The organism is Tepiditoga spiralis (genome assembly GCF_014701195.1).
Taxonomy (GTDB): Bacteria; Thermotogota; Thermotogae; order Petrotogales; family Petrotogaceae; genus Tepiditoga; species Tepiditoga spiralis.
Window position 1 is genome coordinate 1,896,770 of the sequence record NZ_AP018712.1, and the last position, 21,638, is coordinate 1,918,407.

The window sequence follows — 21,638 nt, forward strand, 5'->3', positions numbered from 1 at the left end:
GTTATGCATTTGCCCTTATAGCTAATATATCACCATCTTCTACAATTTCATCTTTTCCTGCAAGTTTCCAAAGACCAGCTTTTTTTACTTCTTCTTCAGTACCTAATCTGATTAAATCCTCGTATTTCATACATTCCGCTTTAATAAAATTTTTTTCAAGTGCCGAATGAATTCTACCAGCAGCTTTTTTCATTGTATATCCTTTATTTATAGTCCAAGCTCTAACTTCATCAGTTCCAACTGTAAAAAAGCTTATTAATCCTATATGATCATAAACTATCTTTGAAAGTCTATCTATACCAGGACTATCTATTCCAATTTCTTCCATAAAAATTTCTTTTTCATCTTCATCCAATTCTATTAAATCAGATTCTATCTTTCCACTTATTTCAATATATGCAAAGTCTTGATTTTTACATTCATTAACTATATCATTTTTTCCTTCATACCCTCTAGAAAACTGTTCTTCATCTACATTTGCAACTACTATAATTGGTTTTAAAGTAAAAAGAGATAATGAGCTTATTATTTTTTTATCATCATCTGAAAGATCTATTTTAGAAGAAAAATTTTCATTTTCTAATTCTTCTTTTACTATATTTAATATTTTTTCCTCTTTTATATCATCTGCTGTTGGCTTTTTCTTCTTTTTTTGTAATTCAATTCTTTCGAGTTTGTTTTCTACAACTTCTAAATCTCTCAATAAAAGTTCTGAACGTAGTGTTTCAAGTTGTTGTTGAACAGTTTCGGATTTATCTGGAAATGGTACATTTTCATTTTTAAAAGATCTTATTATAAATAAAAGAGCATCAACTCCTTGTATCATTTGTAAAATTTTAATTTTTTCTTTTTTATCTGCACTTGCATCAAAACTAGGAATATCAACAAAATTTAAAGTCGTATAAGTTGTTTTTTTTGGATTAAACATTTTAGATAACTTTGTTATTCTTGGATCTTTTATTAAAGCATTTTTTTCTTCTGCTTCCATTTTAAAAGATCCATCATAAGGTGTATTAGTTAATAATGAAAAAATTGTCGTTTTTCCAGTCATTGGCAAACCAAAAATTCCTATTTTCATATTTTACCTCCATTAAATTTTATTTAATATATTTTCATATTTTTGTCCAAAACCATTTATCTCTACATCTCTATAACGAATATCTTTATTATACTTAATTCTTATTTCTAATCTTTCTTTGGGAGTTAAATATTCAAGATACTCTGCCCATTCTATAAAATAAATTGCATTTTCATCATGAAAAAGATCAATATATTCTATTTCATATGGATCAGCTATTCTATATAAATCTGCATGATGAATTTTAGGTATAGTATCATACACTTTTACAACAGCAAAAGTTGGACTTGTTACTCTTATATCTTTAGAAAAAAATTTTGTCATAGATTTAACAAAGGTAGTTTTACCAGACCCCAAATCCCCATATAATAATACTTTTGCTCCTTCAAATAAATTTTTTGCTATATTATAAGCTATATTATTCATTTTTTTTTCATCAATTTTTCTTATAAAAATTTTTAACGCCTCCATTACAAAATTCATTACTATAAACAATTTTATTGTATCATTAAAAATTTGAAACTTTGTACAAGTTTTTTTAACTTTATATAACAATACTAAAGTCACATTCTTATAAATTAAAGGTTATCCAAAAAATCATTTTCATATAAATAAAAATAATTAATTATTATTTTTGATATTTTTATTGAATTATTTATTTTTTTAAATAAATTTGACTTTTTTTGAAAAATATTGTATAATAACCTTAAAAAAACACATATTGGGGGAATAATATGAATAAATTACAAAAGAAAAATTTTTCTTTATTTATTTTAGGTCAATTAGTTTCTGTTTTGGGAAGTGGAATTCAAATGATTGCCTTACCTCTTTTTATTCTTGACTTAACTGGCTCTGGAGCAAAAATGGGATTATTTGCTACTATAAGTATGGTTCCAGCATTAATTACTTCTCCATTTGCTGGAGTTTTAGGAGATAGACTAAATAGAAAGTATATAATGATTTTAATGGATTATGTTAGAGGATTTATAATTTTATTTCTTGCTATATTAACCTTTTATGGAAAGATGAGTATTTCTATTTTGTTTATTTCTCAAGTTTTTATTTCTATTTTTGATAGTTTATTTGAGTCTTCTACAGTAGCAATGATACCAGATTTAGTAGGTAAAGAAGATTTAATGCGAGCAAGTTCATTATCTCAAAGTTTTATAAGTACTTCAAAAATTTTAGGTCCTGTACTTGGTGGAGTTATTTATGGATTATTTGGAATGAAATGGATATTTATAATAAATGGTTTATCCTTTATTTTTTCAGCTTTTAGTGAAATGTTTATAACTTATAAAAAAACAACTAATTTAAGTTCTAAGATCAATTTTAATGTTATTTTTAAGGATTTAAAAGCATCAGTAATTTATATATTTAAAAATAATTCTTTAAAAAATTTAATGTTTTTTGCAATCATCTTAAATTTTTTACTTAATCCACTATTCGTTGTATTAATTCCATATACTTTTAGAAAAGTAGTTGGATTTTCTGCTCAACAATATGGATTACTTGAAACGACATGGACTATTGGTATACTTTTAGGAAATTTAATTTTGGGAATTTTCTTTTCAAAAAATTCTAAATCAAGTAATAATTTATTAAAATATGGTTTTTTAGGAATGGTATCCTTTAATTTAATTTTTTCATTTTTCTTAATACCAAAATCTATAAACACATTCTCAATATGGCAAATGTTTTTCATTTCAGGAAGCATACTTTGTTTAATGGGAATTTCAAATGCTTTTGTTAATACTCCAATTGGAGTTTATTTTCAAAAAATAATTCCAAATGAACAAAGATCAAAAATATTTTCTGTAATCGGTGTTTTATTTCAAATAGCTACACCTTTTGGAATGATTATTATTGGATACTTAGTTGATGGTGTACCAGTTCATTGGATTTTTATATCCATTAGTTTTATAATATTATTAATTTCAATTTTATTTTTAAAAAAATTAAGTACAATGAACTTTGAATAATCTAAAATTTTTATGTTAACAAAAAATATACATTATAACTTATAATTAAAAAACTTAATTTTTAAATAATTAATAAAATTTATACCTTATATAATGTATGCTATAATATTAATCGAGGTGATCAAAATGAAAAAGGTTCCATACGGTCTTCAAAATTTTGAAGATTTAATATTAGAAAATTATTATTATGTAGATAAAACTAAGTATATAGAAGTACTTGAAAATATGCCGGAAAAATATATATCATTTTTAAGACCAAGAAAGTTTGGTAAGAGTTTGTGGCTTGACACTATGAGTAACTACTACGATATTAAGTATTCAGATAAGTTTGATACTATCTTTAAAGACCTGTATATTCAAAAACATCCAACACCTAAAAAGAGTAGTTATCATATTTTAGAGTTTAATTTTTCTGGTTTAAATACAGATAGTAAAGAAGAATTGAAGTATGGATTTAAAAATAAGGTTTTTAATAGTTTGAATTTTTTTATTAAACATTATAATTTAAAAATAAAATTAAATATAGATTTAAAAGAACCTGCTGATTTATTAAATAATTTTATAAATCAGTACAAAGAATTAAACTTAAAAACAAAAATCTACTTATTAATAGACGAATACGACCACTTTGCAAATGAACTTTTAAGTTTTAAACTCGATGAATTCAAAAATATCGTCAGTAAAACAGGTTTTGTTAGAAAGTTTTATGAAGTAATAAAAGAAGGAACACGATCTGTTATAGACAGACTATTCATAACAGGAGTAGCGCCAATAACCTTAGATAGTTTAACGAGTGGATTCAACATCTCAAAAAACATGTCAACAACCTTAGAATTAAATGAAATGATGGGATTCACTGAAAGTGAAGTCAAAGATATTCTAAAAGAGTATCAAATAAATGATGATATTTTACAAGACATGAAGTTCAGCTACAATGGATACATGTTCAATGAACGTGCAAGTGAAAAGGTTTACAACAGCGATATGGTCTTATACTTCATCTCTGAATACAACAGAGAAAAAAGAAAACCAAAAGATGTAATAGATATGAACATAGCAAGTGACTATAAAAAGATTCAAAATTTATTTAAACTTGGTGAAATTGTTGGAATAAATACAGAAAAAGATAGTCATGAAGTTGTAAATGAACTTTTGAATGAAATACTATTAAACTCAAAAACAGAAATTGAAGTATTAACTCAAGCTTTTAACATGGAAAGAAAACTCGATATAAAAGATATAAAAACCTTACTCTTTTATTTAGGATTTTTAACCTTTGAAAAAGAAAACTTCTATACATACTTAAAAATACCAAACTATTCAATGAAAAAGTTATATTCAGAGTACTTTGTAGAATCAATAGAAGATAGAGCAAAGAGCTATATAAATACTGAAAAGTTAGAACTTGCAGTAAAAAGGATAGTAATAGATGGAAACATAAACCCATTTGCAAATGAAATAGAAAATGTATTGAAAAAACTATCAGACAGAGACTTTCAAAGCTTTAGTGAAAAGCACATAAAGATGCTACTGTTTAGTTATTTAATCTTAACACCATGGGCATACGTTAAAAGCGAGTATCCAGTAGAAGGTGGATACATAGACTTAGCAATGTTTAAAAGATATGAAGAAGTACCCTACAATGCAATAATAGAATTAAAATACATAAAAAAGAAAGACTATACAGAAAAAGTATATCAAGAAAAGATAAAAGAAGCAGTAAATCAAATAAAGAGATATGAAAAAACTATAAACAAAGAGTTCAATGGACCATTAAAAAAAGTAGTGATGGTTTTTGTTGGCAGAGAGTTAAAGTATCTTGATGAAGTTGATTAAAGGTAGGTAGCATGTAATTTTTTGTAATAAATAGCCTTTTGCAACTTTTTATTACAAAGTATAGCATTATAAAATTTAATATTCATTTTTGTGTGTTATAGGTATTTTTTGTTATGTTACAAGGTATATTTATGTTAGGAATTATAGATATATTTTGTAATTCTTTCATTAAAAAAGATGGATAATTCGTTTAGGACATTGCTCCAATTTCTATAACGAGCTGTCCATCTTTTTGTTGCATTTATTGTTGCTAAATAAAGAATTTTCAATGAGACCATAAAAATTTTTATGGTATTATATTTTTATATATAATTTTTATGTTCTCGTTTCTTCTCAAATTTTACAGGCTACCATTAAAAACTTGATTCCTTTAAATATAGGAATCAAGTTTTTTATACTTTCTATTATTACATTATATTTTTTAAATGTTGAATGTATATATCTTGTATTCCTTTATTTTCTCCAAGTCCATGCATATATATTTCAACTTTGAATCCCTCTTTTTCTAAAATATTTTTCCAAGAATCTTTTGTTTCTCCAGCCATATCATCATGTGCATGAACTCCTGCTACAACCATAAATGGCATTAAAATGACTTTTTTTATTCTATCTCTTTTTAATTTTTTTATTACATCTTTTAATGTTGGATATCCTTCTACAGTTCCAACATAAACACCTCTTACATCTGTATCTTCCAAGGTTCTTTCAAATGCTGGATATGTAGCATTAGTATAATGACTTGTACCATGTCCCATTAAAACAACTGCATCATTTCTTGTTAAAATAGGCAATTGAGACTTTAATGCTTCAGCTACTTTAAAATAATCATCTGTACTCGTAAGTAATGGTGTTCCAACTTCTATTTTTTTGAATTTATCTTTATATTCATTCACCATATCTAACATTTCATTGTATTCAAGCCCATTTAAAAAATGTAGTGGTTGAACTAAAACTTCATTAAATCCTTCTTTTTGCATTTTTGCTAACGCTTCTTCAGTTGTATCAATTACTTTTCCTTCACGTTTTTTTATTATTCTAATAATCATTTTTGAAGTAAAAGCTTGTCTAACTTCATATTCTGGAAATTCTTTTTGAATTCTACTTTCAATAGCTTCGATAGTAACCTTTCTTGTATCTTTATTTGAAGTACCAAAACTAACTACTAAAATACCTTTTTTAGCTATTCCCAAAATAAATACACCCACAATCAATAATATTAAAAACTTTTTTTTCATATGTTAATACCTCCTTCTAATATTGATGAAAAATAAAAATGAGTATATGAAGCTAAAACATTTTCTTTTATTATTCCAACTTTATATATTTTATTATTTGATTTTTTTATTACTTCTAATGCATTTTCATTTTCATTTAATTCCATATAACTATAATGAAATTCATGCCCTTTTATAACTGTATTTTTTTTAAAAAAACATTCATTTAATATTTTTATCTTTTCATAACCAAATCTTCCCTGTATTTTATTGCTCATAAAAGTTTTTCCATTTATAAATCCTACCATTTTATGACCTTCTATTTCTTTTGAAAGATACATAAATCCACCACATTCGGCAATTATTTTTTTCCCAGAAGCACATTTTTCATAAACATCAATCAACATACTTTTATTTTTTTCAAGTTTTTTTGCATATACTTCTGGATAACCTCCTGTAAAATAATAAACATCTGCTTCTGGAAGCTTTTTATCATTCAATGGAGAAAAATATTTTATTTTAAATCCATTATTTTTTAACCATTCTATATTTTCTGGATAGTAAAATAAAAATGCTTCATCTCTTGAAATTGCTATACTTTTATTGCCTTTAATCACATTTACTGAATCATATACTTGATTAAGTTCTTTAAAAATACTTTCTATATTAATACTTTTTATTTTTTCATACGATTTTAATGCAATTTCTTTTATATTAAAAAAATCAGTATCCAAACCAAGATGTTTTGAAGGAATTTTTAAACTATTATCATATTCAAATCTTTTAATATATTTAATATTTGTTATCTTTTCAATTTCTTCTTTCTGCATATTAAAAACAATTTCAGATTTACTTTTAGTTATTATTATTCCAACTATTTTTGATTTTGAATGTTTTATTACACCGTCTATCATAGCAGCCATAGTCTTAATAGATGGCATACTTTCAACTAATAATAAAATAGGAATATCCAAAATACTTCCTATACTATCAGTTGAACCTCTTCCATCATTCAATCCATCTAATAATCCCATAACTCCTTCAATAACAATATAATCAGAGTTTTTTGATTCTTTATAAAAATGTTCTTTTAATTTTTTTGAATTTAAAAAATAACTATCTAAAGATTTGCTTTTTTTATCTAAAATTTTTTCATGATATATTGGATCAATAAAGTCTGGACCAATCTTAAAACTACAAACCTTTTTATTTTCACTTTTTAAATATTGAAGAAGTCCTAAAGTAAAGGTTGTTTTTCCTGAATTGGTAAGCATTCCTGCAATTATTAATCCTTTAATAATTTTTCACCTCTAAGTTTTTAAAATATTTAGGATAAATAATTTCACCTAACTTCTTCATACCCAATATTAATCTTGGTGTTGGCCTTGATACTATCTTTTCATCTATTATATAAACATGTTTTTCTTTAATTGCTTTAATTGCTTCAAATCCACTTTCTTTATAAATTTTATCAAGAGTTATTTTATTCATAGCACCTTTTTGAGCTATATAAAAATCTATTTTTTTCGCTTTATCTAAAATCATTTCTTTTTTATATTGTGCAACAGTAGAACCCGTTAAAATAGCATCTTTTGCTATGTTTCCTACACCTATTGTTTTTAAAACTGTATCAGCCATAGAATTTGGTGCACAAGTTAAAAATTTTTTATGTCCAGATTCAAAAAATATATTTTTTCTTTCTGCCTTAGGAATATTTTTAACTATATCCTGTATTTTTTTTAATTCAATTTTAAAATTGTCTATCATTCTTTTTGAATTTTTTTCTTTACCAGTTAAAACTCCAATTTTTTTCCAATAATTAAATAAATCCTTATATTGAAGTGGTTGAAGTGCAACAACTGTAATTCCATAATCCTTTAGTTTCTTTATTAAACTTCCATATCTCTTATAAAATGCTGGTCTTAAAATTACCAAATCTGGATTTGCAGAAATAAATTTTTCAGCATCATCTCTATAACTAAAAGTAGGTTTTTTTAATGCTTCTGGTGGATATGATTCATGTTTAGAAACACCTATAATTTCTTTATCTAATCCTAAACCATACAATACTTCTGTATGAGCACCATATAAAGATATTATTCTTTTAAATGGTTTATCAAAAACTATTTTATACCCGGCATCATCAATTATCTCTAAACCAAAAACACTAATAACCAAAATACTCATAAATAATGTTAATACTTTTTTCACTTGAATTCCTCCTTAAATTGGTATTAAAATTTTTTTATTTTTATGATTTAAAATAGAAGTTTTTATTTTAAAAATATCAAAGATATTTTCTGGTGTTAATACATCTTTTGTAATTCCATGTTTCTTTATTTCACCATCTTTCATTAAAAATATTTCATCACAATACATACTTGCTAAATTAAAATCATGGAAAACGGATATTACTGTTAAATTATTATTGTTCACTTTTTCCTTTACTAATTTTAATAATGTGTGTGTATAGTAAAGATCTAAGTTTGATGTTGATTCATCTAAAAATAATAACTCTGTTTCTTGAACTAAAGCTCTTGCAAAAATAATTCTTTGCTTTTCACCACCACTCAATGTCATAACATTTTGTTCTTTTATTTCAAATAAATCCATATCTTTTAGAACCTTTTCTATTACTTTTAAATCATACTTTTTTAAACCTTCAAATCTATTTTTGTGAGGGTATCTCCCCATCTCAATTATTTCAAAAATTGAAAATGGAAACAATATTTCAAAACTCTGAGGAACCAGAGATACCTTTTTTGCAATTTCTTTTTTAGTTAAATTAGAAATACTTTTATTAAATAACTTCACTGTTCCATTAAAATCATTTCTTATTCCTGTTAAAACATCTAAAAGAGTTGTCTTTCCACTTCCATTTGGACCTAAAATTCCATAAAATCCTTTTTTATTAATGTTTAAATTTATATTTTTTAATATTTTTTTATTTTCTATTTTTAGATTTAAATTTTTTACATTTATCAAAAAACATTCCTCCTCATTTTTTTTCTAAAAATTATTAGAAAAAATGGAGCACCTATTAATGAAGTAAGTACACCTATTGGTAATTCAATTGGAAGTATTGCTCTTGTTATATTATCAGCTGTTGAAAGTATTATTGCTCCCCAAATTGAAGATAAAACTATTAATTTTCTATTATCTGTACCAATTATAATTCTTATTAAATGAGGAACAATTAAGCCTACAAATCCTATAATTCCATTTATCGAAACAACTATTGATGACATTAAAGAAGCATTAATTAATAATAAAATTCTAATTTTATTTGTGTTTACTCCAAGGGAATTGGCATTTTTTTCTCCTAAAGAAATTATATTTAATTCATTTGAATATAAAATTGTTATTATAAATCCAATGAAAGTAAATAAAAATAATATTAATACTTCTGCCCATGTTCTTGATGAAAAACTTCCCATTAACCAAAATATTATTGAAGATACTTCTTCATTTGATAAATATTTAATAAGACTTAACCCCGCTGAAAAAAATGCAGAAACTATAATACCACTTAAAATTAATGAAACTGAACTCAATCTTCTTTGATATGTACCTAATCTTATTACTAAAAATAAAGTCATTAATGAAAATATAAATGCAAAAAATGGTATTGTTGCTATTCCAAAAAAATTAAATCCACAAAGTATAGAAATTGCAGCTCCAAAAGATGCACCAGAAGATATTCCTAAAGTATATGGATCAGCCAATGGATTTAATAATGAACTTTGAAAAATAACACCAGATAAACTTAAAGCAGTACCTGCAATTATTGAAGATAAAATTCTTGGTAACCTTACTTGAATTATTACGTACCAAAACATATCTTTTTTTGAAGTTCTTAATAAAGTTTCTAATATTATCTTTAAAACTTTTGAAAAGGATATTTTTATATATCCCATACCTGTATAAAAAATAACAGTTAATATTAGAATTATTATTCCAATACTTAAGAAATAATAATATTTTTTATTTTTCATAAATTATCAACTACTTTTAAAATATTCTCTAACGAATAATAAATTCTTCCATATTCTTTTAAAGGCATTTTTATAACAAAAAATGGTATTTTATTTTTTAAACAAAATTTTATTTTCTTATCTGTTTTTCCTTCTTTTCCAGAATCTTTAAATATTATTAAATCTGGTTTATAAAATTTAATTATTTCATTTAATTCATTATCTATTTTGTTTGGATCAAATTTAATATGTTCAAAACCTTCAACCTTTTTTATAGATCTTATAATGATTTCAGGAAAATACTTTATCTTATTTAATTCATCAATTACTTTTAAACTTCCATTTGCTCCCAATAAACTCAAAATTTTTTTAAACTTATTTTCTTTTATTTTATGTACCATATCAAAATATGTCATTCCATTTGTAATCGGCTTCCTTTGATATCTAATTAACAAATTTTCAGGTATATTTTTTAAAAGATTAGAAATATTCATAGCGTGTGGATGTGTAAAATCTATTATCATATCTATATCATTTATTTTTTCATTATTTTTAAATTCAACAATTATTTTTTTATCAAAAAACATGTTTTTTATTTTAGAAACTTTAAATTCACAAGGATACTTAACAATAGGGTTTGAAGTTAAAGTTAAAGTATAATTTTTTAAAGTTGTCTTTAAACAAAACTCTCTTGAAGTTGATGTTCCACCTAAAACTAAAAAACTCACTGTTTATAACCTCTTGGAACATATATTTTATTGTTTTTTTCAATTGTATTTTCATCACAAAAAAATACTATACTCATCATATCTATATCATTTATCCAATCTATATTTGAAGTTGATTTTATATAATATGATCGTTGATTTGGTAAAAAAGCATTTTTTACAATACCAATATAAAACTCATTTCTTTCTTTTTTAAATATTTCAAAAACTTTTTTTAATTGATGCTTTCTTATCTTACTAATTGGATTATAAATAACTGTAGTAACTCCACTTTTAGCAAAATATGTTGCTCTCATTACTATTTTTTCCCATTCAACTAAAATATCACTCATACTAATCACTGCAAAATCTAAAGTTAAAGGGGCTCCAAGAAGTGCTGCTGCAGAATTTGCAGCAGTAATTCCTGGAACAATTTCAACATTCTCACATAAACTAATTGCCAAAGAAGCCATCCCATAAACACCCGAGTCCCCACTCGAAACAATAGCTACATTATAACCTTCATTTACTTTTCCAACAGCATGCTTTACTCTCTCTACTTCTTTTCTCATACCAGTATGAATAAAATTTTTTTCATTAAAATATTTTTTTATTCTATCAATATATTTTGTATATCCAACAATATAATCAACTTTTTTTAAAACATCTATAGCATAATTACTCATATATTCTATTTTTCCTGGCCCTATACCAACAACAAAAAGCTTCATTTAATTACCTCCGGTATATCTTCTTCGAGATAAGGATTTTTCCAATATTTTTGTATTCTAAAAATTGAAAATTTTATATTTTTATCTTTAATAGTTATTAATTCTTCCATATTATTTGAAGCTAAAAAACAAGCAGGTCTGCATATTTCAGATATTCCCATGTGCTTTTTAACAATATTTTCCTTATCAATATTTAATTTATCTATTGCTTTCTGAAGTTCAAAATTATTATATCCTTTAGTATGCGTTACATTTATTTTCCTTGAAAATTCATGAAACACTTTAGTATTCCATTTTTTTTCATGACTAACAAGAATTTGAATTCTATTTCTAAATTTTACATCTATTAATTCTAAATATTTTTTATAGATATAATCTGCATTTTCATTTTTATGAAATCCAATACCAAGAACTAAATCTTTTGGTATTAAATTTAAAATTTTACCTCCACTTTCATAACAAACATCAGCTTTTTCTGAAGTTATATAATACTTTGGTAATTCAAAATAATTTGGAAGATTAACACTTATTTTTTTTTCATTTAATAACTTTGAATTAATTAGCTTTATATTTTCTTTTTTATCAACTATTAAATTATTTCTTCTTGCAAATAAATCTATTCCAATTAAATTTTGTGTATCTGTTGCAGTTGTTATTACTGAAATACTTTTTATTTCTTTTTCTATTCTTAAACTTAAATCTAAAGCACCACCAAAATGTGAAGATAATAAAGGAATACAATACCTTAATTTTTCATCTAATACAACAATAGCTGGATCAAAAAGTTTTGATTTTGACATAAGTTTTAAATACCTCGTAATTATCCCTATACTTCCAATAAAAATAATTGCATTGTAATATTTAAAACCTTTTAAAATTTTTTCTTTTAAATTTTCACCTTCAATCAATACCGCATATGGAAAAAAATTTTTTATATTCTTAATTTTTCTAACAGTTATTAATGCATATTTCATCTTCTATCCCTATGTGTGAAATTTGGATCATAAAGTTTAGATCTTTTTTCCCCATTTTTTCTTATTAAAAATAAAGATAATGAATTTGGAAAATCTATTTTTTCCCATTCTGATAATTTTTTAAACTCTATTTTTTGTTCTTTTCTTGTTATTTTATGACCAACATATAAAATTGAATCTTTAGGATAATACTTTTTTAATAATTTTAAAACTTCTTCTTGCATTGTACTTGAGAGATAAATTGCAGTAGTTGGTTGTTGAGACAATAAAACATCTAAATCCTCTGGAACTTTTGTTCTTCCTGAAAGTCTTGTAATTAAAATTGATTGTACTACTTCTGGTAAAGTCATTTCAATTCCAAGTTCAGCAGCAAAAGCAACATGAGCACCTACACCTGGTATAACTTTAACTTTTATATCTCTTTCTAATAAAAGTTTTATTTCTTCTTCTATTGCTCCATAAACTGTTGGATCACCAGAATGTAACCTAACAATAATTTTATTTTTATTATGATTATTTACTAAAATATCAATAATTTCTTCTAAAGTTAATGATGCACTATCTACTTTTAAAGAATTGTTTTTACACCAAATTAAAACTTCTTTACTGACAGTTGATCCTGTGTACAAAACTACATCTGCTTTTTTTAATAAATTCATCCCTTTTACAGTTATTAATTCTGGATCACCAGGACCACTTCCAACTATATAAATCATACTTTTACTCCTTTTATAATATACAATACATGCTCTCCTATAAATGTTGTTTTTTCTCCAATTTTTTTAGATTTTGATTTAGTATACATTTCTATTTCGTATTCTATATTATCTATTTTTGAAAAAACATTCAAACTTTCAATTGTAGTTATTGCGCCAACAAAATTTGTTCCTCTTTTTATTGAATTAATAACTTTTTTTATGCTTTCAAAATTTATTCCACCACCAAAATGAATTAAATCAGGACTTGGTATTTTATCAACAACATTTTCATAAGAATTGTTAATTGTAATTATATTTGGATAAATACTTACATTTTCATTTAATTTTTCATACCTTTCAATATTTTTTTCTATTGAATAAACCCTTCCTTTATTTCCCAACAAACTTGAAATCCAAATTGAAGTTGCACCACTTCCACTTCCTAAATCCCAAACTATTTGATCATACTTTAAATTCATACTATTTATTATTAAAGCCCTTGACCAATCTCTTGAAACTGGAATATTTTTTACATTCAATTCCTCATTTTTTGGAAACATATTAAAAAAATTTTTTTCTAAAGGTTTTATAAATAAAATTAATCTTCCCTTTTTTAATTGAATAAATTCATTTGGAATAAAAGAAAATAAATACTCTTTTTTAGTTCCAAGTTCATATCCACCATATACTCTACAATTAATGTTTTTTAATCTTTTCATTAAATTATAATAATCATCGAGATTTTTTACAAAGTATCCAACAGGCTTTCCAGCATTTAAATACTTTATTGTTTCTGTTTGCGGCGTCAAAATATCTTCAGCATTATGTCCACTAACCAAAACCATATCATTTACCCATATCTTATGTTTTGCACATAAATATATAACTGATGAAGGAGTTGGAAGTATAACATATTCATCTTTATTTAATTTTTCCATTATTTTTTTTGCATAACTAAATATTAAAGGATTACCTGCAACACATAAAACTGAATTTTTATATTTTCTTAACTCTTCAATCATTTCAGTAATTCTTTCATTTAGTAAAGAATCTCTTATTTCTAATTCTCTATACTTTGCAAATTCATTAATTTTTCTTGCAGTAGATAAAGAATGTTTAAAACCAACAAAAAAATCAGAATTTTTTATTATATTTATAGCTTCTACACTCATTTTTTCATATTCATTAATTTGAGTTCCTATTATATAAATCATTTATAACCTCCATCTTGTAGTACATTTGTTTTATAAAAAAGAGTTACTCTATACTCTGCATCTTGAAATTCTTTTAACTTTTTTATTATTGCATTAACTATTAACTTGAATATACCATTATAATCAATTTTATTTTTTTCATAAAAATCTATTATTTGAGAAACAGGGTTTAACTTTAATATTGAACTTATAATATTTTCATCATATTTTTTCATATAAATAATTGTATATAAAGCAAGAATTTCATTCATACTCCCACTAACTCTACTATCTGTGTTAAAATTTCCAGCAGCTAACTTTATTATTTTTTGAAAACTTCCAGAAATATGTATTTTATTGAACTTTCTTTTTTTTGCTTCTTTTATTGAAAAACCAAAATAATTGCCACATAATACTATATTTTTCTTATCACCAAAGTTTTTTTTATAATTACTTTCTCCTCTTCCACCTAAAACAAATACTATTTCTTCATATTCTTTTCTTATAACATCCATTTGAGGTAATAAAGAATTTTTCCAAGCTTCTTCACTCATTGGTTCTATCATTCCACTAGTACCAATTATTGAAATTCCATTCACTATTCCCAATCTTTTATTAAAAGTCTGCTTTGCTAATTCTTTTCCATTTTCTACTCCAACATATATGTCTGAACCATTTATATTGAAACTTTTTAAAACATCTATCATCATTTTTCTTGGAACGGGATTTATTGCAGGTTCTCCTTTTTTTATTTTCAAACCATCTTTTGTAATTATTCCAACTCCTCCTGCAGAAAAAAATTTATATCCTTTTTTTTTGAATACTGATGCAGAAAATATAATTGAATTATTTGTAATATCAATATCATCACCAGAATCTTTTTTTACCATACAAAAGTATTTATTATTAATTATTTTTCCATTTTCTATTCTTATTTTAATATTAAAACCATTGGGTAAAAGTAAATCCACAAATTTTGGTATATTTCCAGTTATTTGCCATAAAACAGAAGCCTTTAAAGCAGCAGTCGCTGCAGTACCAGTAGTAAAACCTCTTCTTAGCTTTTTTCCATTTACATTAATATACCAATTCACTCTTTAACTCCTTCATTAATGCATTTATAATTGCTGCAGCTATATTACTTCCACCTTGTCTTCCAGGTAAAGTTATACAGGGAATTTTAGATTTTATTAACTCATTTTTCCATTCAGCAGCTCCAACAAATCCAACAGGAACTCCTACTATAAAATCAATATCCTTGTATTCAATTAATTTTCTTAAAGCAGTAGGAGCATTCCCAATTGCAAATAATTTATAATTATTATTTAAAGCCTTCTCCATTGAAATATAAGACCTTGAAACTTTCATACTCTTTGCCTTTTCAGAAACATCTTTATCTGATATATAAGTTTCTACCTTTAAATCTTTAAAAATTCTTTTTGAAATTCCCGCAGCAACCATCTTAACATCAGTAACAATCACTCTTTTTTTAAAAGCTTTTTTAAAACCTTCATAAAAATTATTAGAAAAATATAAACTTTCTCCTATTTTAGGATCACCAGTTGTATGAATAACACGTTTTACAACAGACAATTTAGGTCCAGAAAAATTCTTTAAACTTCCTCTTTCCCTCATTAAATTTTCAATTATTTTAAAACTTTTGTTTTCAATTTCCTTTGGATTTAACATATTACCTCCAAAAAAAAGCATCGTCTTCTCCAGAAAACGATGCTTTTTATTTTTTATATAAAAAACTCCTACTTTCTATTCCCGGAGAAAGTAAAAACAACTACTATTTAGGCAGTTCTCCTGACTTACAGATCTTCCTACTCATCATACCTTCCCAGATAAAACCAGTGGCATTTTATGATTTTCGTCCCTGCTTACAGTGGCCGGACCGTTTTGGATTTTCACCAAATTCTCTTTTAAGTCTAATTTTATTTAGACACCTAAAAAGTTCGATATTAAATTTTCTAATTCATTCTAACAAAAAAAAGATTAGCTGTCAATTCTAATTAATAATAATTAAAAACAATAAAAGCTATATTTCTTGAATTTGTTTGAGCTTACTAAAAATCAAACAAATTATTTAATAATAAAGTTTTAATTATTTTTAATAAATTTATCAAAAATTAATAAAATATCATATTATATATATAATAGAATATGAAATTAAAATAATGATTACTTTATAATTTAAAAAAAAGAAAAGAGTCAACCGAAAAGGTTGACTCAAAGAAAAGTGGCGGGACAAAAACCTACTCTTGCACACACGAAGTGTACTACCATCGGCAGATAAAGGCTTAACGGCCAGGTTCGGAATGGTTCTGGGTGGTTCCCCTTACCTTATCCTCGTCCCAAATTATTCACTCACTAGTGCATAAGAAAGTTTGTCCAAAGCCTCGGGTTATTAGTACCACTCGACTCAATACATCACTGCACTTACATCTGTGGCCTATCTATGTTCTAGTCTCGAACTACCCTTACCTCATAAATGAGCGGGAAGCCTTATCTTGGAGCCCGTTTCCCGCTTAGATGCTTTCAGCGGTTATCGGTCATGTACTTAGCTACTCAGCTCCTGCCATTTGCCTGACAGCTGATTCACCAGCGGTACACTCACTCCGGTCCTCTCGTACTAAGAGCAACCCTCCTCAAGCTTCCTACGCCCGCAGCAGATAGGGACCGAACTGTCTTACGACGTTCTGAACCCAGCTCACGTACCGCTTTAATGGGCGAACAGCCCAACCCTTGGGACCGACTTCAGCCCCAGGATGCGATGAGCCGACATCGAGGTGCCAAACAACGCCGTCGATATGAACTCTCGAGCGTCATTAGCCTGTTATCCCCAGGGTAACTTTTATCCGTTGATCGACCGCGCTTCCACTCGCCTCGGCCGGGTCACTAGGACCATGTTTCCATTCTGCTCGACCTGTCAGTCTCGCAGTCAAGCCGGCTTTTGCCCTTGCACTCACCGGTGGATTTCCAACCCACCTGAGCCGACCTTCGTACGCCTCCGTTACTCTTTAGGAGGCAACCGCCCCAGTCAAACTGCCCACCTAACGCTGTCCGGCTCATGCTCTTCACATTCCACCGTTAGTAAATCATTATAATGAGGGTGGTATCCCAACGTCGGCTCTAGAAAACCTTGCGATCTCCCTTCTTCGCCTCCCACCTATCCTGTACACATTATAACCATTTACAACGTCAGGCTACAGTAAAACTCCATGGGGTCTTTCCGTCTAACTGCGGGTTGTGGGCATCTTCACCCACTCTGTAATTTCGCCGGATCCTCTGTTGAGACAGCTCCCAGATCGTTACGCCATTCATGCAGGTCGGAACTTACCCGACAAGGAATTTCGCTACCTTAGGACCGTTATAGTTACGGCCGCCGTTTACCGGGGCTTCGTTTCGTAGCTCTCACCACTCCACTTAACCTTCCGGCACTGGGCAGGCGTCAGTCCATATACTTCCACTTTTTGTGTTCGCATAGACCTGTGTTTTTGGTAAACAGTCGCCTGGGACTTTCCACTTCGACTCTCAATCGCATTTTGCAACACCATCAAGAGCACCCCTTCTCCCGAAGTTACGGGGCTATTTTGCCTAGTTCCTTAACAGAGGTTATTCCGCTCCCCTTAGTTTTCTCAACCCGTCTACCTGTGTCGGTTTACGGAACGGTCAGTATTTCTCTCAAGCGATATACGAGGCTTTTCTTGGCAGTGTGACTCCTCCCCGTTAGACTTACGTCCTTCCCTTCACAGCTTTTCCTCCACAAGCGGTTTTCCCTACTCGTTTCTTCGGCTTTACTGCTTAGAAGACCTTGCAACTTGGTCTCGGCGATTCACCTCCTGCGTCCCCCCTTATATCTCGTTCATACTGGTACAGGACTCTTTACCTGTTTCCCATCGATTACCCCTTTCGGGTTCACCTTAGGCTCCGACTTACCCTGGGTGGACGACCCTTCCCCAGGTACCCTTAGACTTTCGGGGTGAATGATTCTCACATTCATTTCGCTACTCATGCCCGCATCCGCTCTTGTGTCTCGTCCAGCAAACCTTCCAGTTTACCTTCTCCCTACTACACAATGCTCTCCTACCAATTGGATTACTCCAATTCCGCAGCTTCGGTGTATGGCTTTAGCTCCGTTACATTTTCGGCGCATTGTTCTTCAACCAGTGAGCTGTTACGCACTCTTTAAAGGGTGGCTGCTTCTAAGCCAACCTCCTGGCTGTCTTCAGAACTTCACTACCTTTCACACTTAGCCATTTCTTCGGAACCTTAGCTGGCGGTCTGGGCTGTTTCCCTTTCGACCACGGAGCTTATCCCCCGTAGTCTGTCTCCCGACTATTCAGTATTGGTATTCGGAGTTTGACTGATTTCTGAGGTCGCCCCCATACGTCAATCAGTGCTCTACCCCCAATACTTTCTTTGTCGAGGCCGTGCCTACACACGTTTCGGAGAGAACCAGCTATCACCCAGTTCGATTAGCTTTTCACTGCTATCCACATGTCATCCGAAGATTTTTCACTACCTACCGGTTCGGTCCTCCACTTAGTTTTACCTAACTTTCAACCTGCACATGGATAGATCACTGGGCTTCGGGTCTATCGCATTTGACTTTCGCTCTTTTAAAACTCGGTTTCCCTTCGGCTTCGTCTCTTTCGACTTAACCTCGCCATATACGATAACTCGCGGGCACATTAATCAAAAGGCACACGGTCACTTCCGCTCCCGTTTCCTGTAGGCATACAGTTTCAGGTTCTCTTTCACTCCCCTCACGGGGTCCTTTTCACCTTTCCCTCACGGTACTATTCGCTATCGGTCGACCAGGAGTATTTAGCCTTGGAGAGTGGTCTCCCCTGATTCACGCAGGATTCCTCGTGTCCCACGCTACTTGGGATCAGCTTCGATTAGTTTACGAGTTTTCGTCTACAGGACTTTCACCTTCTTTGGTTTATCTTCCCATATACTTCGACTTCCTCTTTACCTATTCCCTCTATTTACAGTTCGAGTTAAGCTGTCCCTCTACCCCAAATTGACAACGGCTGTACCCTTTTACATCAATTTGGTTTGGGCTCTTCCCTTTTCGCTCGCCACTACTCAGGGAATCTCTTTGATTTCTTTTCCTCCAGCTACTATGATGTTTCACTTCGCTGGGTTCGCCTCCCTTTCGGGCTCTTCCGGGTTTCCCCATTCGGATATCTACGGTTCTTCGATTGCTTGCTTCTCCCCGTAGCTTTTCGCAGCTTGCCACGTCCTTCTTCGCCTCTGGTCGCCTAGGCATCCCCTGTATGCCCTTTTTACTTTGGACTTTCTTTCTTATGCACTTGTCAATGAACTTTTCTGAATGATTTCTTTGGTGGAGTGAAGGGGGCTCGAACCCCTGGCCTTCTGCTTGCAAAGCAGATGCTCTCCCAACTGAGCTACCACCCCGTTCTTTTGCTCACTCAATAATGGATAGAGGTAGTTGTTCTCCTTAGAAAGGAGGTGATCCAGGCGCACCTTCCGGTACACCTACCTTGTTACGACTTCGCCCCCCTCACTAGCTCCACCCTCGATGCATCCGTTCCTTGCGGTTACAGCATCCATCTTCGGGCGTTTCCAACTCGGGTGGCGTGACGGGCGGTGTGTACAAGACCCGAGAACGTATTCACCGCAGTTTGGCTGACCTGCGATTACTAGCGATTCCGGTTTCATGCAGGCGGGTTTCAGCCTGCAATCCGAATTGAGGTACAGTTTGTGAGATTTGCTCCACTTCTCAGCTTCGCTTCCCTCTGTCCGTACCATTGTAGCACGTGTGTCGCCCAGAACATAAGGGGCACGCTTACCTGACGTCATCCCCTCCTTCCTCCGTCTCGTCGACGGCTGTCCCATTAGAGTAGCCCATCTTCACATGCTGGCAACTAATGGCAGGGGTTGCGCTCGTTGCGGGACTTAACCCAACACCTCACGGCACGAGCTGACGACGGCCGTGCACCACCTGTGTGAGACTCCTTTCTTGCGAAAGTTAGTAGTATCTCTACTACCTTATCTCCATGTCAATTCCTGGTAAGGTTCTTCGGTTAGCTTCGAATTAAACCACATGCTCCACCGCTTGTGCGGGTCCCCGTCAATTCCTTTGAGTTTCATCCTTGCGGACGTACTCCCCAGGCGGTTCACTTATCGCGTTTGCTTCAGCACGGAACTTTGACATCCCACACCTAGTGAACATCGTTTACGGCTAGGACTACCCGGGTATCTAATCCGGTTCGCTCCCCTAGCTTTCGAACCTCAGCGTCAGGATTACTCCAGAAAACCGACTTCTCCACTGGCCTTCTTACCAATATCTACGGATTTCACCCCTACTCTGGTAATTCCGTCTTCCTCTAGTATCCTCAAGTTATACAGTTTCAAGCGCTGTTCCACCGTTGAGCAGTGACATTTCACACCTGACTTACATAACCGCCTACGTTCCCTTTACGCCCAGTGATTCCGGGCAACGCTCGCCCCCTACGTCTTACCGCGGCTGCTGGCACGTAGTTAGCCGGGGCTTTTCTTTACATACCTTCCTTGTACTGTCTCCAGTACTTTATATTCTGTAAATTCAGAAGTTTACATCCCGAAGGACTTCTTCCTTCACGCGGCATCGCTGGATCAGACTTCCGTCCATTGTCCAAAATTCCCCACTGCTGCCTCCCGTAGGAGTAGGGTCCGTCTCTCAGTTCCCTTGTGGCCGTTCGTGCTCTCACACCGGCTACCCGTCGTCGGCTTGGTGATCTTTTACTTCACCAACTACCTGATGGGACGCAGGCTCGTCCTTTGGCGCTTCTCTTCCTTTCCTCTCTCGAGCTTATCCGGTTTTACCTACAGTTTCCCATAGCTATCCCAGTCCAAAGGGTTGATTCCTACGCGTTACTCACCCGTTCGCCACTAATACTCTCCACCGAAGTGGATTTCTTCGTTCGACTTGCATGTGTTAGGCGTGCCGCCAGCGTTCACCCTGAGCCAGGATCAAACCCTCCATTCGAATGGTTTGATTCTCACTCTAGTTCTTTCTTACTAGCGTCCTTTTCTTTCGAAAAGTTTTATTTTACTACCTCTATCCATTTTTCAATGAGCTTCTTTCTCCTTCGCTTGCTTTTCCCTCAGCGACTCAATCATTTTATCACTTTCTCCTTCTTTTGTCAATTGCTTTTCTTTTACTTTTTTGTTTTTTTTATCTTACCCTTTTCCACTTGTTCGTGTGTTTTTGTTTTTTCTTTTTAAATAATGATA

The 21,638-nt window shown here is 30.3% G+C and carries 16 protein-coding genes, 1 tRNA gene, 3 rRNA genes, 1 pseudogene and 1 riboswitch; of the genes and pseudogenes, 2 read left to right on the plus strand and 19 right to left on the minus strand.

Going from position 1 to position 21,638, the window contains the following annotated elements:
- Window position 1 precedes the first annotated feature (1 nt).
- Both IGS63_RS08865 and tsaE read right to left on the minus strand, forming a co-directional pair.
- Complete coding sequence (locus IGS63_RS08865) at window positions 2–1,078, minus strand: DUF933 domain-containing protein (RefSeq protein ID WP_190614248.1); 1,077 nt, start codon at window positions 1,076–1,078, stop codon at window positions 2–4.
- A 12-nt stretch (window positions 1,079–1,090) separates the two neighbouring features.
- Window positions 1,091–1,633, minus strand: a complete 543-nt coding sequence (gene tsaE, locus IGS63_RS08870) for a tRNA (adenosine(37)-N6)-threonylcarbamoyltransferase complex ATPase subunit type 1 TsaE (RefSeq protein ID WP_190614250.1) — start codon at window positions 1,631–1,633, stop codon at window positions 1,091–1,093.
- A 179-nt stretch (window positions 1,634–1,812) separates the two neighbouring features.
- Between tsaE and IGS63_RS08875 the strand changes: the two genes are divergently transcribed.
- Both IGS63_RS08875 and IGS63_RS08880 read left to right on the plus strand, forming a co-directional pair.
- Window positions 1,813–3,060, plus strand: a complete 1,248-nt coding sequence (locus IGS63_RS08875; protein ID WP_190614252.1) for an MFS transporter — start codon at window positions 1,813–1,815, stop codon at window positions 3,058–3,060.
- 126 nt (window positions 3,061–3,186) lie between these two features.
- Window positions 3,187–4,896 carry an AAA family ATPase gene (locus tag IGS63_RS08880; RefSeq protein ID WP_190614254.1) on the plus strand — a complete coding sequence of 570 codons (1,710 nt, stop codon included), beginning with the start codon at window positions 3,187–3,189 and terminating at the stop codon, window positions 4,894–4,896.
- 134 nt (window positions 4,897–5,030) lie between these two features.
- On the opposite strand, the pseudogene IGS63_RS11855 reads toward IGS63_RS08880, so the two are convergent.
- The 17 genes and pseudogenes from IGS63_RS11855 to IGS63_RS08960 form a co-directional block, all read right to left on the minus strand.
- Window positions 5,031–5,165 (minus strand): annotated as a pseudogene (locus IGS63_RS11855) (IS256 family transposase); the annotation flags it as partial.
- A gap of 138 nt (window positions 5,166–5,303) precedes the next feature.
- Window positions 5,304–6,131 (minus strand): sirohydrochlorin cobaltochelatase, encoded by an 828-nt coding sequence (locus tag IGS63_RS08885; RefSeq protein WP_190614256.1) that lies wholly within the window; start codon window positions 6,129–6,131, stop codon window positions 5,304–5,306.
- Window positions 6,128–7,411 carry a cobyrinic acid a,c-diamide synthase CobB gene (locus IGS63_RS08890; protein ID WP_338056670.1) on the minus strand — a complete coding sequence of 428 codons (1,284 nt, stop codon included), beginning with the start codon at window positions 7,409–7,411 and terminating at the stop codon, window positions 6,128–6,130. Before IGS63_RS08890 ends, IGS63_RS08885 begins: the two co-directional genes overlap by 4 nt.
- Window positions 7,404–8,321, minus strand: a complete 918-nt coding sequence (locus IGS63_RS08895; RefSeq protein WP_190614260.1) for an ABC transporter substrate-binding protein — start codon at window positions 8,319–8,321, stop codon at window positions 7,404–7,406. The genes IGS63_RS08890 and IGS63_RS08895 overlap by 8 nt, the downstream gene beginning before the upstream one ends.
- Before the next feature lie 12 nt (window positions 8,322–8,333).
- The gene (locus IGS63_RS08900) at window positions 8,334–9,095 is read right to left on the minus strand and encodes an ABC transporter ATP-binding protein (protein WP_190614262.1); all 762 of its coding nucleotides are present in this window, start codon (window positions 9,093–9,095) and stop codon (window positions 8,334–8,336) included.
- Window positions 9,092–10,105, minus strand: coding sequence for a FecCD family ABC transporter permease (locus IGS63_RS08905; RefSeq protein ID WP_190614264.1), 1,014 nt, complete (start codon window positions 10,103–10,105; stop codon window positions 9,092–9,094). The genes IGS63_RS08900 and IGS63_RS08905 overlap by 4 nt, the downstream gene beginning before the upstream one ends.
- Window positions 10,102–10,812 (minus strand): precorrin-6A/cobalt-precorrin-6A reductase, encoded by a 711-nt coding sequence (locus tag IGS63_RS08910; protein WP_190614266.1) that lies wholly within the window; start codon window positions 10,810–10,812, stop codon window positions 10,102–10,104. Before IGS63_RS08910 ends, IGS63_RS08905 begins: the two co-directional genes overlap by 4 nt.
- Window positions 10,809–11,522 (minus strand): precorrin-3B C(17)-methyltransferase, encoded by a 714-nt coding sequence (locus tag IGS63_RS08915; protein ID WP_190614268.1) that lies wholly within the window; start codon window positions 11,520–11,522, stop codon window positions 10,809–10,811. Before IGS63_RS08915 ends, IGS63_RS08910 begins: the two co-directional genes overlap by 4 nt.
- Window positions 11,519–12,496 (minus strand): cobalamin biosynthesis protein, encoded by a 978-nt coding sequence (locus IGS63_RS08920; protein ID WP_190614270.1) that lies wholly within the window; start codon window positions 12,494–12,496, stop codon window positions 11,519–11,521. Before IGS63_RS08920 ends, IGS63_RS08915 begins: the two co-directional genes overlap by 4 nt.
- The gene (locus IGS63_RS08925) at window positions 12,493–13,212 is read right to left on the minus strand and encodes a cobalt-precorrin-4/precorrin-4 C(11)-methyltransferase (protein WP_190614271.1); all 720 of its coding nucleotides are present in this window, start codon (window positions 13,210–13,212) and stop codon (window positions 12,493–12,495) included. The genes IGS63_RS08920 and IGS63_RS08925 overlap by 4 nt, the downstream gene beginning before the upstream one ends.
- Window positions 13,209–14,408, minus strand: coding sequence for an SAM-dependent methyltransferase (locus IGS63_RS08930; protein WP_190614273.1), 1,200 nt, complete (start codon window positions 14,406–14,408; stop codon window positions 13,209–13,211). The genes IGS63_RS08925 and IGS63_RS08930 overlap by 4 nt, the downstream gene beginning before the upstream one ends.
- A complete protein-coding gene (cbiD, locus tag IGS63_RS08935) occupies window positions 14,405–15,481 on the minus strand; it encodes a cobalt-precorrin-5B (C(1))-methyltransferase CbiD (protein ID WP_190614275.1) in 1,077 nt (358 codons plus the stop codon). The genes IGS63_RS08930 and cbiD overlap by 4 nt, the downstream gene beginning before the upstream one ends.
- Window positions 15,465–16,076 carry a precorrin-8X methylmutase gene (locus IGS63_RS08940; RefSeq protein ID WP_190614277.1) on the minus strand — a complete coding sequence of 204 codons (612 nt, stop codon included), beginning with the start codon at window positions 16,074–16,076 and terminating at the stop codon, window positions 15,465–15,467. The genes cbiD and IGS63_RS08940 overlap by 17 nt, the downstream gene beginning before the upstream one ends.
- 93 nt (window positions 16,077–16,169) lie before the next feature.
- Window positions 16,170–16,355, minus strand: a riboswitch (cobalamin riboswitch).
- A 277-nt stretch (window positions 16,356–16,632) separates the two neighbouring features.
- Window positions 16,633–16,747, minus strand: a 5S ribosomal RNA gene (gene rrf, locus IGS63_RS08945).
- Window positions 16,748–16,777: 30 nt separating this feature from the next.
- A 23S ribosomal RNA gene (locus IGS63_RS08950) occupies window positions 16,778–19,695 on the minus strand.
- Window positions 19,696–19,741: 46 nt separating this feature from the next.
- Window positions 19,742–19,817, minus strand: a tRNA-Ala gene (locus IGS63_RS08955).
- Between the two features lie 47 nt (window positions 19,818–19,864).
- Window positions 19,865–21,390: ribosomal RNA gene (locus IGS63_RS08960) — 16S ribosomal RNA — on the minus strand.
- Together the 16S, 23S and 5S rRNA genes with 1 tRNA gene alongside form the textbook arrangement of a ribosomal RNA operon.
- Between the last annotated feature and the right edge of the window lie 248 nt (window positions 21,391–21,638).

What these genes read in the sequence shown, in the direction of transcription:
- IGS63_RS08915 (WP_190614268.1), bottom strand. Translation starts at nt 11,522, where the DNA reads ATGAAGCTTTTTGTTGTTGGTATAGGGCCAGGAAAAATAGAATATATG.
- IGS63_RS08885 (WP_190614256.1), bottom strand. Translation starts at nt 6,131, where the DNA reads ATGAAAAAAAAGTTTTTAATATTATTGATTGTGGGTGTATTTATTTTG.
- IGS63_RS08865 (WP_190614248.1), bottom strand. Translation starts at nt 1,078, where the DNA reads ATGAAAATAGGAATTTTTGGTTTGCCAATGACTGGAAAAACGACAATT.
- IGS63_RS08875 (WP_190614252.1), top strand. Translation starts at nt 1,813, where the DNA reads ATGAATAAATTACAAAAGAAAAATTTTTCTTTATTTATTTTAGGTCAA.
- IGS63_RS08930 (WP_190614273.1), bottom strand. Translation starts at nt 14,408, where the DNA reads ATGATTTATATAATAGGAACTCAAATTAATGAATATGAAAAAATGAGT.
- IGS63_RS08905 (WP_190614264.1), bottom strand. Translation starts at nt 10,105, where the DNA reads ATGAAAAATAAAAAATATTATTATTTCTTAAGTATTGGAATAATAATT.
- IGS63_RS08920 (WP_190614270.1), bottom strand. Translation starts at nt 12,496, where the DNA reads ATGAAATATGCATTAATAACTGTTAGAAAAATTAAGAATATAAAAAAT.
- IGS63_RS08940 (WP_190614277.1), bottom strand. Translation starts at nt 16,076, where the DNA reads ATGTTAAATCCAAAGGAAATTGAAAACAAAAGTTTTAAAATAATTGAA.
- IGS63_RS08880 (WP_190614254.1), top strand. Translation starts at nt 3,187, where the DNA reads ATGAAAAAGGTTCCATACGGTCTTCAAAATTTTGAAGATTTAATATTA.
- IGS63_RS08925 (WP_190614271.1), bottom strand. Translation starts at nt 13,212, where the DNA reads ATGATTTATATAGTTGGAAGTGGTCCTGGTGATCCAGAATTAATAACT.